The following is a 12,049-nucleotide window of genomic DNA, read 5'->3' on the forward strand; positions in this document are numbered from 1 at the left end:
ACGGGCGGGCCGTCGATGTCACTGCTGCACATCGCGCACGTCGCGGACTGGAGTGCTGCGGCCGTCACAGGAGAGTACCGCGTGTCCACTCGCGGTGCCTTGCTCGAACAGGTCGGCTTCATTCACGCCTCCACCTCAGCGCAGGTCGCCGGGGTGGCGGGCTTCGCCTACCGGGATGATCCGGAGGGGCTCGTCGTGTTGGTGATCGATGAGGAGGCGCTTCGTCAGGCCGACATCCCCGTGCGGTACCAGGACGGCGGGAACGGCACCCTCTTTCCCCACATCTTCGGGGCCCTCAGGTCCGAATTCGTGACAGAGGTGCGCCCGGCGGGCTTCGTCGACGGTGTGTTCCGCTGGCTGCGGGACGGCCGCGCCGAGGGCTTCGAGGGCACGATCGCCGAGACGGATGTCGCGGGCGCCGTCGCCGCGGAACACCGGCTGCTCGACCCGGCGGTGCGTCGCGACCGCGCCGCCGTCGCCAGCCTGCTCTCCCCGGAGTTCACCGAGATCGGACAGTCGGGGCGACTGTGGGGGCGCACGGAGCTCCTCGCCGCGATCGGCGAGTTCGAGTCATCCGCGGGCCTTCTCGTGACCGAGCTCGAGGCGCGTGTTCCTGCACCGGGGCTGGTGCTGCTCAGCTACGTGTCGACCGTCGGCGATTCGCGTGCCCGCCGATCGTCGTTGTGGCGGAACACGGCGGCCCGATGGCGAGTGGAATTCCACCAGGGCACCCCGCTCGGCTCTTCAATCTAGGGGCGCTGCCCGAGCGTGTCGGGCGATTTGTGAGATCTCCGGAGTTGCCTGAGGTCGCCGAAGGTGGACCGCGGCACGGACGTCGTCGCCTGTGCTGGCCCCATCGGCCTGGGAGGCACACCTTGTAGGAGCGCTCAGAGTCGCAGAACAGACGCCGCTCTCGCCTACGCTGAGGCACATGAGGCGCCTTCTTCTCGTGACCGCGGTATCCGCAGCAATCGCGCTCGGGCCGATCGCAGCGGTGAGCCACGGGCCCGCACAGCCCGCACCGGACGGGGCCTCCGTCGGCATCAGTGCGGGAGTCGACGATTTCGCGTTCGACAGTTTCGACGGCGACTACACGCTCGCTCGCGACTCTGCCGGCCGCTCCACCCTGACGACCGTCGAGACGCTGGTCGCCCGGTTTCCGGAGTCCGATCAGAACCACGGGATCCGCCGCGAGCTCATCGACGAATTCGACGGGCATCCCACCGACCTCACGGTGACAGCGGTGACCGATGAGCAGGGCCGAGCACGCGCCTACGAGACCTCCTCGAATGACGGCGTGCTGTCGCTGACCGTGGCGGACCCCGGCTACGTGTATGGGGTGCAGACCTACGTCATCAGCTACACCTCGCACAACGTGACCCGGTATTTCGCGAACACGAAGGCCGACGAGTTCTACTGGGACACCAACGGCACCGGATGGAAGCAGCCCTTCGCGAAGGTCTCGGCCGAGGTTCATCTGCCGGCGGACCTCGAGACCCGGCTCTCGGGGCGAGCGGATGCGGCATCCGGGCTCGAGGGCACGAACGGCCCGGCAACCATGACGAAGACCGAGGACGGCTTCGCGGCATCGGCGACCGACCTCGGGCCGGGGGAGAACCTCAGCTTTGCGATCGGCTTTGACCCCGGCACCTTCATCCCGCGAGACGACTCGTTTCTGTCGGCTCCGTGGCCGAGCCTGTCGCTTCTCGGCACGCTACTCGCACTGATCGTGGCGGCACGGGCTCTGTTCATTCGTCGGAGCCGGCTGAGGGATGCTCCCGGTCGCGGCATCATCGTGCCCGAATACCTGCCGCCGAAGGGCGCGAGCCTGCTCCTGTCTTCGCTGATCACGGCAACAACGGGGAAGTCCACGCCGGCGCAGATTCTCGCGCTCGCCGTGTCGGGCAACCTGCGAATCGTCGAGGTCGAAGCATCCGGGTTCAGCCGTAAACCGGGCTACGAGTTGGAGTTCTCGACGGCAGAGGGGGCGGATGCCGACGCCACGGAATTCCTGCACGCCATCTTCGGGGACACTCTGACCGAGGGCGAGCAGCGCAACCTCAAAAAGAACGACCAGAAGGCGGTCAAGCGGCTCGCGCTCCTGATGAAGCGAGTCACGGCGGATGCCACGACCAACGGATACCGGCGGCGACGGCCCGCCGGCCTCATCGGGCTGCTGGTGCTCGGGTCAGTGCTCGTGTCGAGTGCGGGAATCGCATTCGCCATCGCCTCCCTGGCCTCGGTGCACGGCAACCCGGTCTTATTGGCTGTCTTCGCCGCCGCCTCGGTTGTTGCCTTCGCCACCACCGTCGTACTGGTCTCGCACGTGCCGGTGGAGGCCAAAGGGGCCGAGCTGCGGGAGTATCTTGCGGGGCTGCGGGAGTACATCTCGCTCGCGGAGGCGGACCGTCTCCGTTTTCTCCAGTCGCCGACCGGCGCCGAGCGCACTCCCGTCCGCAGCGACGATCGACGGCAGGTGGTCACGATCAACGAGAGGCTGCTGCCGTACGCGGTGCTCTTCGGGATCGAGAAGGCCTGGGCGGCCGAACTCGGTCGATATTACGAAGAGACGGGCCAGCATCCGTCGTGGTACGTCGGCACGGGCACCTTCAACGCCGCGGCCTTCGCCAGCAGCATCGGTTCGGTGTCTCTGAGCGCGTCGTCTGCCTACAGCAGCACCAGCGGCGGCTCCGGTGGTGGGGCGGTGTCCGGCGGAGGCGGCGGCGGAGGCGGAGGCGGCGGCGTATAGTCGCCGCACGGTCGCCCTGCGTATCCGAGCGTCAAATTGTCCGAGTGTCCGAGTGTCCGAGCGTCAAAGTGTCCGAGCGTCCGAGCGCTCGGGCTCTGCGGCTCAGTCGGCCGGCGTGAGCACCGCGGCGCACGCCGCGAGATCGGCACGGAAACGGGCTCGACGCTTCTCGGGCACGGCGGCGAGCATCTGCTTCTCCACCGATCGAGCGACGGTATTCGCCGCATTGAGGCGTTGGCGGCCCTCTGCGGTGAGGGTCGTGGGCAGTGCCCTGCCCTGCGGCGCGGTGTCGGGCCTGGTGACCAGGCCGCGATCCTGGAGGCCGCGGAGCACGAGGTTCATCGACTGGCGGCTCACGAAGGCGCCCCGGGCGAGGTCGGAGCTCGACATGCCGGGGCTGCGCCCGAGCAACTCGAGGCAGGAGTGCTGCGCCGCCGAGAGGTCGAGGGGGCGCAGCGCCTCGGCCATCGTGCCGCGGAGCGCCGCTGCGGCATGACGAAGCACGTAGGTGAGCGCTTCGTCGAGCACGCCGGTCAGCGCGGCATCCGCCTCGGCCTTCTTGTGCGCGGCCTTCTTGGGCTCGGGGGCTGACTTGCCGGTCGGCTCGGACTTGGACTTCTTGCCGTGTTTCGCCATGTCAGTAGTGTGACACCACGGCCCGCTGACGGCTAGAGGTCGGCGGACTCCCGGTCAGGCCTCTTCGGCGAGGAGCTCGCGCACCCGCGGGGCCACCACGGTGCCGAAGAGCTGGATGCTCGACATCAGCTTCTCGTGGGCCAGGGTGCCGTTGGAGTACTTGAGGTCGAAACGGTCGAGACCGAGCACGCGGGCAGTCGACGCGATCTTCTGCGCGACGGTCTCCGGCGATCCGACGTAGAGCGAGCCGGTATCGGCCTCGTTCTCGAAGGACTCACGACTCATCGGGCCCCAGCCTCGCTCCTTGCCGATGCGGCTCATCATCTCCGAGTGGTGCGGCCAGAGTTCCTCGCGGGCCTGCTCGTCCGTCTCCGCGATGTGCCCGGGCGAATGCACCCCGATCTTCGGTGTCGGCAGTTCGAACTGGGCGAGGGCGCGGTGGAACAGGTCGACATAGGGGGCGAAGCGGGCGGGTTCCCCGCCGATGATCGCGAGCATGAGATTGAAGCCGTAGCGTGCCGTGCGCACGACGGATTCGGGGCTGCCTCCCACGCCGATCCAGGCGGGGAGCAGGCCGTTCTCGACCACGGGATACACGGACTTGTCGACCACCGGAGCGCGGGTCGTTCCGGTCCAATTCACCGGGTTCTGCTGGCGAACGGCCGCGAAGAGCTCGAGCTTCTCCTCGAACAGGCGCTCGTAATCGGCGAGGTCCAGCCCGAACAGCGGAAAGGATTCGGTGAACGAGCCGCGCCCCAGGATGACCTCGGCGCGCCCGTTCGAGATGCCGTCGAGGGTGGCGAAGCGCTGGAAGACCCGGATGGGGTCATCCGATGACAGCACGGTGACAGCGGTGCCGACATGGATGCGTTCGGTCTGGGCCGCGATCGCCGCCAGCACGACCTCTGGCGCGGAGACGGCGAAGTCCTTGCGGTGATGTTCGCCGACGCCGATGTAGTCCAGTCCGACCCGGTCGGCGAGCACACCCTGGGCGACCAGGTTTCGCAACACCTGGGCGTACGGCACCGGCGTGCCATCCGCCTCGTTGGTGACGTCACCGAAGGTGTCGAGTCCCAGTTCCAGTTGCGTTGCCATCAGTGTCTCTTCCCGTCAATGTGTATGCGTGTGCATAGATCGACAACGATGCAAGGGTCGCCGATATTCCGAAGCTGCCCACACTGGCACGATGACAGGGTATTCGCGCAGGGCGGTGCCTGTCGCCCCGGCTCGCGACGACGCCGGCGAGCAGACCCCGTATGGATCCCGATTGTCCGACGGCAGACCGCCCGTCAGGACGGGAGCAGCGCCAGACAGCGTTCCAGTCGGGCGTTCCACCACTCCACCCGGTCCGCCTCCGCCGTGTACCGGTCGAGCAGGTCCGCATCCGGCGTCACCCGGCGAACACTCACCAGCCCCCGCTCGGCGACGAGCGAGTCGGCGGTGATGTCCGAGGCGAGCAGGCTCACGGTCGCAAGCCCGCAGTCGTAGGCGAGTTCGGGAATCGCGGCCGCGAGGTGCGCTCCCATCGAGATGCCGACGGAGGTCTCCAGCGCGCTCGAGACGACGACGGGAAGCCGGGCGGCATCCACGATCCGCAGGGCGGCGCGAATGCCCCCGAGCGGCTGCGCCTTGATGACGAGCAGATCGGCAGCCCCGGCCTTCGCGACCTCCAGCGGATCCTCCGCCTTGCGGACGCTCTCATCGGCGGCGATCGGAAGGCCCATGTACTTAACCCTCTTGCGGATGTCGGCCAGCTCGTCCACGGTCGCACAGGGCTGCTCCACATACTCGAGATCGCTTGGCGCGAGGGCGTGGATGGCGTGCTCCGCCTCATCCACGTTCCAGCCGCCATTGGCATCCAGCCGGATGCGACCCTCCGGCCCGAGGTATTCGCGAACGGCGACGACGCGCGCCACATCGTCGGCGAGCTGCTGCCCGGGTTCTGCGACCTTGACCTTCACCGTTCGGCACCCGGGGAAGCTGTCGAGAATCTCCCGCACGGCGGCCGGCGCAACGGCGGGAAGCGTGGCGTTCACCCGGATCTGGCTGCGGAAGAGCGCGGGTGCCTGCTGCCAGCCGAAATCGATGGCCGCGGCAAGCCATGCGGATGCTTCGTCGTCGCCGTACTCGAGGAAGGGCGAGAACTCTGTCCACCCCGCGGGCCCTTCGAACAGCATCACCTCTCGACAGTCGATGCCGCGGAATCGCTGACGAAGCGGCAGCGTCACGACGCGTGCGGAGGAGAGCATGTCAGGCAGCGATGGCAACATGAGCCCAGTCTGTCGCACTGCGGCTGAATGAGGCGCCTGTGAAGTGCCCGGAGGTGGGAGAACCCTCCGTGTCTGCTGTCGGGGCTTGCGCGGGCTGCCCGACTGCGGAAGCGTAGCCACCTTCCATTCGCCCCATCGAAAGGACCAATCATGCTGACACTCACCGACTCCGCCTCCACCGTCGTGAAGACGATCATCGAACCCACCCCCGATGTCACGGATGCCGCGCTGCGCATCAGCGCCTCAGAGGCCGGTGCCACAGACCTCTCGCTCGCCCTCGCCACACAGGCCGAGCCGAATGACACCGTGATCGTCAGCTCCGGTGCGAAGGTCTTCGTCGAGCAGAACGCCGCGCTCGTGCTCGACGATAAGGTGCTCGACGCCCAGGTCGATGACGAGGGCGGAGTCCGCTTCTCCATCGACGTTCGGAAGTAACACCGGGCGCTCCCGCCCCAGCGGGCTCGATTACCCTGAACTCATGTCTCTCGACCCGGTTCAGGTCTCCGCTTCGGATCGCGCGGAGCCGGGCCCGCTGGCGGTACCGCTGCGGGCCGTGAGCTGGCGCGTCCGTCGGCTGGGCCCGATAGCCCTCGCTCTCGCGGTGCTTGCGGCGGGCCTGGAATGGGTGGCGATCGCCACCGGAAGCGGGGGCGCCTGGGGTGCAGCCACTGTACTCGCCTGGTTCGTCATCGGCCTCTTCGCCCTGGCGCCGGTCCTCGGGATAGTGGCAGTACTCGCCCGGCAGGGCAGGTCTCTCGGGCTCGCAGCGATCATCCTGAGCCTCCTCGCCAATCCGCTCACGCTGGTCGGTATCTTCAGCGTGCTGGGATCGAAAGCATGACCCGGCCACTGCGCGCCACGGCCGCGGACAATCCCGCGGCGGTGTTCGTCGCCCTGCGCGACGCGCTGGCCGGCGGGGCCGCGATCCTGCCGGGGACTCCACGCACCGGGATGCCCGACAGCGTGGACCAGCGGGTGGCGGTCGTCATCGAGACGAGCGGGTCCACCGGCGTGCCGAAGCGTGTCGCGCTCAGTGCCGACGCCCTGCTCGCGGGTGCAGCGGCATCCGAATCGTCCCTCGGCGGTCCCGGCCAGTGGATGCTCGCGCTGCCGACCCACTACATCGCCGGCATCAATGTGCTCGTGCGCTCGCTGGCCAGCGGGTTCGCACCGGTGTATTTCGGCAGTGGGCATTTCGACGCCGCTGAGTTCGCCGCAGCCTCCCGCGCGCTGGACGCGGAGCTGCGCTTCACCTCGCTCGTGCCGGCCCAGCTCGCCCGACTGGTGGATGCGGCGGACGACGACCTCGACCTCCTCTCGACCGTGCGTCGATTCGACCGCATCCTCGTGGGCGGCCAGGCCACGCCTCCCGCCTTGCTCGCGCGGGCCATCGAACTCGGTCTCAACGTCACGAGGACCTACGGTTCGAGCGAGACCTCCGGAGGCTGCATCTACGACGGCATCCCGATCGGCGCGGTCGAGGCGCGCATTGTCGACGGACAGGTCGAGCTCGCCGGCCCCGTGCTGGCCGAAGGCTACCTCGGCGATCCCGCCGCGACGGATGCCGCCTTCGTCAACCGCGCCGGCGAACGCTGGTACCGCACGGGCGACACCGGCGAGATCGTCGACGGAGTACTCCGGGTGACCGGGCGACTCGACAGCGTGATCATCTCCGGCGGCGAGAAAGTGTCCCTCGACGCGATCGAACGGGTGGTGCACGCGATGCCCGGGCTCGCGGATGCCGTTGCCGTGAGATCCCCGAGCGCCGAGTGGGGCGAAGTGCCCGTGATCTTCACCTCCGCGACCGCGACGCTCGCCGAGGTGAAGGCGGCGGTGGTCGCCGCCCTCGGGCGGGCATCCGCGCCGGTCGCCGTGGTGAGGGTGGAGAGCGTGCCCCAACTGCCGAACGGTAAGCCGGACCGCCGGTCCCTCACCGCTTTCGCAGCGTCGCGGGGCGGTCGCCCCGGCCCCGGTCGGTAGAATTCGACCCGTGGCTAACGCAGGCAGACCCGTCCAGAAGCGCATCGATCCCCGCAGCGTCAATTCGAGCTCCGCGGGCTCCCGCAACAGCGTGGGCAAGAAGGGCGGCCGGCCGGGTGGGAAAGCTCCCCGGGTCGTCATCCACAAGGCTACGGCTGGCGACTGGATCGGCGGAGCGCGACTTCGCACCCTCCCTCTCGCGATCGCCCCGGTGGCGCTCGGCACTGGCGCGGCTCATCTGCTCTCCGACGGCGGCTGGCACTGGGTGCGCGCGCTTCTCGCCCTGGCGGTGGCCGTCTTCCTGCAGGTCGGCGTCAATTTCGCCAATGACTACTCCGATGGCGTGCGCGGCACGGATAAGAACCGTGTCGGGCCGTCGAGGCTCACCGGTTCCGGTGCGGCGAAGCCGCGAACGGTGCTCACCGTCGCGCTCGTGTTCTTCGGGCTCGGCGGCCTGGCCGGGCTCGCTCTCACCATCACGAGCGGCTATTACTGGCTGCTCGCGATCGGCGCCCTCAGTATCGTTGCCGCGTACTTCTACACCGGCGGCAAGCGGCCCTATGGCTACAACGGTCTGGGTGAACTCTTCGTCTTCGTCTTCTTCGGACTCGTCGCCACTGCTGGAACGACCTTCACCCAGGTCGGCACGGTGAACATCGAGAGTTGGCTCGGTGGCGTGGCGGCGGGACTCTTCGCCTGCGCGGTGCTCATGGTCAACAACATCCGCGATATCGCTCAGGACACACTGTCGGGCAAACGCACGCTCGCGGTGCTCGTCGGCACCCGGGCCGCGCGCATCCTGTTCGCGATCTTCGTTGCGGTGCCGTACTTGATCCTGATCTTCTTCTCGATCTTCTACGTGAAGGCGCCGCTGGTGTACTTCTCGCTGCTGTCGGGGCTGCCCGCCGTCGTGATCACGCTCACCGGCAAGACAGCTCCGGAGTTCATCCTCGCTCTCAAACTGACGAGTTTCACGGCCCTGGTGTTCGGCGTCGCGCTTGCTGCCGCGATCGCCTTCTGACCGAGGCCAGTGCCGATGGGATCAGCGCGGCTCTTCGAAACGATCGAGCGCCTCGTTCTCGAGTTCGTTGTCGCGATCCCGATCCTTGTTGTCACGCAGGTGACCGATGCTGGAAGACACCGCCTCGCGCTGCTTGCGAAGGAAGATGTAGGACACGCAGAATCCGATGATCGCCGCGCCGATGGCGGCGACGAAGACGTTGATGCCCAGCAGCAGGAGGATCGCGAGCGCCGCGGCGAAAGTGCCTACCCTGATGAGGGAGAAGACGATCCACTGGCGCGAGTACACGCCGATCAGTCTAGGCACGTGCGCCTGAAAGCTCGTGCTCTCTGTGCAGGATCCCGGCCTAGAATCTGCACATGGCTCGGCTCTCAGTGATACTCGCAGTGCTTTTCGTGGCATTCACGATCTTCTCGTTCATCGACTGCATTCGCACGGAGGAGTCGCGTGTTCGAGCGCTGCCGAAGATCCTCTGGGCCGTCCTCATCGTGATCGTCACCCCCTTCGGCGGCATCCTCTGGTTCGCACTCGGCAAGGAGCGCTCGGGTGGCGCGAGCGTTGCGGCCACCGGCGGCGGAGGCTCGAAGGCTCCGGATGACGATCCGGAATTCCTGCGACGGCTCGGTGCCGACAAACAGCGCGACGAGCGGATCCGTGAGCTCGAAGCGCGGCTCGCCGAGCTCGACGACGACCAGAACAACACGTCCGAGAAGTGAGCACCCCGGTAACGGGTCCGGTGGCGGCAGGCAGCCCGGCGACGACGTTCTCCGTTGCGCTGATCGGGGAGCTCATCGGCCGTGGGGTGCGTGACATCGTGCTGTGCCCTGGCTCACGGTCGCAGGCCCTCGCCCTGGCCGCAGCGGCGTGGGAGCGGGACGGGAAGCTGCGCCTCCGGGTGCGCATCGATGAACGGGTCGCGGGCTTCCTCGCCCTTGGCATCGCGGTGGAGACCGGTCGCCCGGTCGCGATCATCACGACCTCTGGCACGGCCGTGGCCAATCTCCACCCCGCTGTGCTCGAGGCTCACCATTCCGGTGTTCCCCTCATTCTCCTGACTGCCGATCGCCCGGCGGAGCTCCGTGGCATCGGGGGCAACCAGACCACGGACCAGGTCGGGATTTTCGGCAGCGCCGTCGGCTGGGTGCGGGATGTCGCGCCGCCCTCCGACGTCTCGCAGGCGGCAGCCCTGGCCGGCGAGGCCTACGCCGCAGCGGCGCGGACGCCGGGGCCGGTGCAGCTCAACCTCTCGTTCCGGGAGCCGCTGTCCCGGCCCGTCCAGGAACTGCCGGAAGTCCGCGAGCAGGGATCCGTCGACGAGCCGCCGGATGAGCCGCGCCGGATTGCGGATGCCGCCCACACCGTCGTCATCGCCGGGCACGGCGCCGGGCCCGATGCCGAGGCCTTCGCAAGGTCCCTCGGGGTGCCGTTGCTCGCAGAGGTGTCGAGCGGTTCGCATTTCGGGCCGAACCTCGTCGTCGCCTACCGGGGGCTGCTCGACGACCCAGAGTTCGGCGGCCGTGTCGAACGTGCCGTCGTCTTCGGGCATCCCACCCTCAGTCGTCAGGTGCCGACGCTCCTCAACCGCCCGGATGTTCTCGTCCACGTCGTTCGCGGGGTCACCGCTGATGCCTACAACCCGGGCCATCGCGCGGCCACGATCGACACGTCGGTCACCCATGATGGACTGCCGGACGAGACCACGGAGGGACGGGGCTGGCTGGGCAGCTGGGTTCATGCCGGTCGGAGCATGCTCGCCGTCGATCCCACCCGCGCTCCGGCGTCGGACGAGCGCGCCGGTGAATTCGCGCGGGAGCAGCTTGCGGTCTTCCGACAGCCGGTGACCCGCCGGATGCTCGTGGAGTCGGTGTGGCGCGTCACCTGGCCGCACGACCGGCTCGTGCTCGGGGCATCCCGGCTCATCCGCGAAGCAGACATGTTCGTGCCGGGCAAGCGCATTCCGGTGCATGCCAACCGGGGGCTCGCCGGCATCGACGGCACGATCGCCACGGGCATCGGCATCGCACTCTCGAGCCAGGATTCCGACGGCGGCAGCGCATCCGGAATCACCCGCGTGCTCGTGGGCGACCTGACCGCGCTCTACGACGTTGGCGCACTCCTGTTCGGTGGCGGAGAAGTGCGACCGCGCATCCAGGTGATCGTCGGCAATGACGGGGGCGGCACCATCTTCGACGGGCTCGAGGTGGCCGCGACGGCTCCCGCCGACGCCTTCGACCGGGTGCAGTACACGCCGCAGGCGGTGGACCTCCGCGCCCTCGCGACCGCCTATGGGTGGGACTACCGGGTGGCGCGAAACCGAGGCGAATTGGATGAGGCGCTCGCGGCATCCGAAACGCCGACTCTCGTCGAGGTGCCGCTGCCGCGCTGATCGGAACCTCTCCTCGCAGAATGGGTAGTCGCGCGCACCGCGGCGCGAGCGCGCACACCGCCGCGCGTCGACGTCCCCGGTCGCGATATCTCCGGTGGTGATATCCCCTGTCGCGAGTAGCATCTGGCCTATGGCGAAAACTGTATGGACCGAAGACCCCGGCGCGGTGCTCAAAGTGGGTGCGGGATTCTCCCTTGCCGAGGTCGATCCATCGTCGACGCCCGGGATGGAGGGCGGCAAGTCCGCAGGCAAGGCCCTGCTCGAAAAGGGCCGTGCTGAGCTCGGCGACCTGCAGGAGCGGCTGTGGGCGGAGAGCCGCTTCGGCGGCACCCGCTCGGTACTCCTCGTGCTTCAGGCTATGGATACCGCGGGCAAGGGCGGAATCGTGGAACACGTCGTCGGCGGGGTCGACCCCCAGGGCGTCACGATCTACGGCTTCAAGAAGCCCACCGAGGAGGAGCTCTCGCACGACTTCCTCTGGCGCGTGCGCAACCAGTTGCCGCCGGCGGGACACCTCGGCGTCTTCGATCGCTCCCACTACGAAGACGTGCTCATCGCGCGGGTTCGCAACCTGGCAGAGCCCGCGGTGATCGAAGAGCGCTACGGCGCGATCAACGAGTTCGAGAAGCAGGTGGTCGACAGCGGCACCACCATCGTCAAGGTCATGCTGCACATCAGCGCTGACGAGCAGAAAGACCGACTCGAGGCGCGCCTCGACGACCCGGAGAAGAACTGGAAGTTCAACCCCGGTGACCTCGACGAGCGGGCGCTATGGCCCCAATACCAGGAGGCTTACCAGGTCGCCTTCGAGAAGACTTCGACGGTGGATGTCCCGTGGTTCGTGATCCCCGCGAACCACAAGTGGTACGCGAGGGTGGCGGTGCAACACCTGCTGCTCGACGCGCTTCGGGGACTGCACCTCACCTGGCCGGTCGCCGAGTACGACGTGGCCGAACAGAAGGCGCGACTGGCCGACGCATAGCCGGCGGTCGAGCCCTCAGTGTCCG

The 12,049-nt window shown here is 68.1% G+C and carries 13 protein-coding genes; 9 read left to right on the top strand and 4 right to left on the bottom strand.

The features are described from left to right. Window positions 1-15: 15 nt before the first annotated feature. Entirely contained in the window at window positions 16-753 is a 738-nt protein-coding gene (locus VLI63_RS09185; protein ID WP_409156553.1) for a DUF952 domain-containing protein, read from the top strand. 178 nt (window positions 754-931) lie between these two features. After that, a complete protein-coding gene (locus VLI63_RS09190; protein WP_409156554.1) occupies window positions 932-2,749 on the top strand; it encodes a DUF2207 domain-containing protein in 1,818 nt (605 codons plus the stop codon). 102 nt (window positions 2,750-2,851) lie between these two features. Here the strand turns inward: VLI63_RS09190 and VLI63_RS09195 are convergent, their stop codons facing one another. From VLI63_RS09195 to VLI63_RS09205, 3 genes are all read right to left on the bottom strand, one after another. Further along, window positions 2,852-3,385: a MarR family winged helix-turn-helix transcriptional regulator gene (locus VLI63_RS09195; RefSeq protein ID WP_409156555.1), complete on the bottom strand. Its 534-nt coding sequence runs from the start codon at window positions 3,383-3,385 to the stop codon at window positions 2,852-2,854. A 54-nt stretch (window positions 3,386-3,439) separates the two neighbouring features. Continuing rightward, on the bottom strand, window positions 3,440-4,480 hold the full coding sequence (locus VLI63_RS09200; protein WP_409156556.1) for an LLM class flavin-dependent oxidoreductase: 1,041 nt from the start codon (window positions 4,478-4,480) through the stop codon (window positions 3,440-3,442). A 194-nt stretch (window positions 4,481-4,674) separates the two neighbouring features. Further along, on the bottom strand, window positions 4,675-5,655 hold the full coding sequence (locus tag VLI63_RS09205; protein WP_409156557.1) for an o-succinylbenzoate synthase: 981 nt from the start codon (window positions 5,653-5,655) through the stop codon (window positions 4,675-4,677). Between the two features lie 150 nt (window positions 5,656-5,805). On the opposite strand from VLI63_RS09205, the gene VLI63_RS09210 reads away from it, so the two are divergent. The 4 genes from VLI63_RS09210 to VLI63_RS09225 are packed head-to-tail and all read left to right on the top strand — an operon-like array spanning window position 5,806 to window position 8,656. Beyond that, window positions 5,806-6,090, top strand: a complete 285-nt coding sequence (locus tag VLI63_RS09210) for a Fe-S cluster assembly protein HesB (RefSeq protein ID WP_409156558.1) — start codon at window positions 5,806-5,808, stop codon at window positions 6,088-6,090. 43 nt (window positions 6,091-6,133) lie between these two features. Further along, window positions 6,134-6,496, top strand: a complete 363-nt coding sequence (locus VLI63_RS09215) for a hypothetical protein (RefSeq protein WP_409156559.1) — start codon at window positions 6,134-6,136, stop codon at window positions 6,494-6,496. Continuing rightward, complete coding sequence (locus tag VLI63_RS09220) at window positions 6,493-7,635, top strand: AMP-binding protein (RefSeq protein ID WP_409156560.1); 1,143 nt, start codon at window positions 6,493-6,495, stop codon at window positions 7,633-7,635. The genes VLI63_RS09215 and VLI63_RS09220 overlap by 4 nt, the downstream gene beginning before the upstream one ends. Before the next feature lie 10 nt (window positions 7,636-7,645). Further along, the gene (locus VLI63_RS09225) at window positions 7,646-8,656 is read left to right on the top strand and encodes a 1,4-dihydroxy-2-naphthoate polyprenyltransferase (RefSeq protein ID WP_409156561.1); all 1,011 of its coding nucleotides are present in this window, start codon (window positions 7,646-7,648) and stop codon (window positions 8,654-8,656) included. Between the two features lie 21 nt (window positions 8,657-8,677). On the opposite strand, the gene VLI63_RS09230 is transcribed toward VLI63_RS09225, so the two are convergent. Continuing rightward, complete coding sequence (locus VLI63_RS09230; protein ID WP_409156562.1) at window positions 8,678-8,944, bottom strand: DUF4229 domain-containing protein; 267 nt, start codon at window positions 8,942-8,944, stop codon at window positions 8,678-8,680. Between the two features lie 71 nt (window positions 8,945-9,015). Here VLI63_RS09230 and VLI63_RS09235 point away from each other — a divergent pair, with 71 nt between their 5' ends. From VLI63_RS09235 to VLI63_RS09245, 3 genes are all read left to right on the top strand, one after another. Then, window positions 9,016-9,372, top strand: a complete 357-nt coding sequence (locus VLI63_RS09235) for a PLDc N-terminal domain-containing protein (RefSeq protein WP_185202272.1) — start codon at window positions 9,016-9,018, stop codon at window positions 9,370-9,372. Continuing rightward, a complete protein-coding gene (menD, locus tag VLI63_RS09240; protein ID WP_409156563.1) occupies window positions 9,369-11,042 on the top strand; it encodes a 2-succinyl-5-enolpyruvyl-6-hydroxy-3-cyclohexene-1-carboxylic-acid synthase in 1,674 nt (557 codons plus the stop codon). Before VLI63_RS09235 ends, menD begins: the two co-directional genes overlap by 4 nt. A 130-nt stretch (window positions 11,043-11,172) precedes the next feature. Next, a complete protein-coding gene (locus VLI63_RS09245) occupies window positions 11,173-12,024 on the top strand; it encodes a polyphosphate kinase 2 family protein (protein WP_409156564.1) in 852 nt (283 codons plus the stop codon). Window positions 12,025-12,049: the final 25 nt, after the last annotated feature.

It is taken from the genome of Lacisediminihabitans sp. H27-G8 (assembly GCF_046156175.1).
GTDB lineage: Bacteria > Actinomycetota > Actinomycetes > Actinomycetales > Microbacteriaceae > Lacisediminihabitans.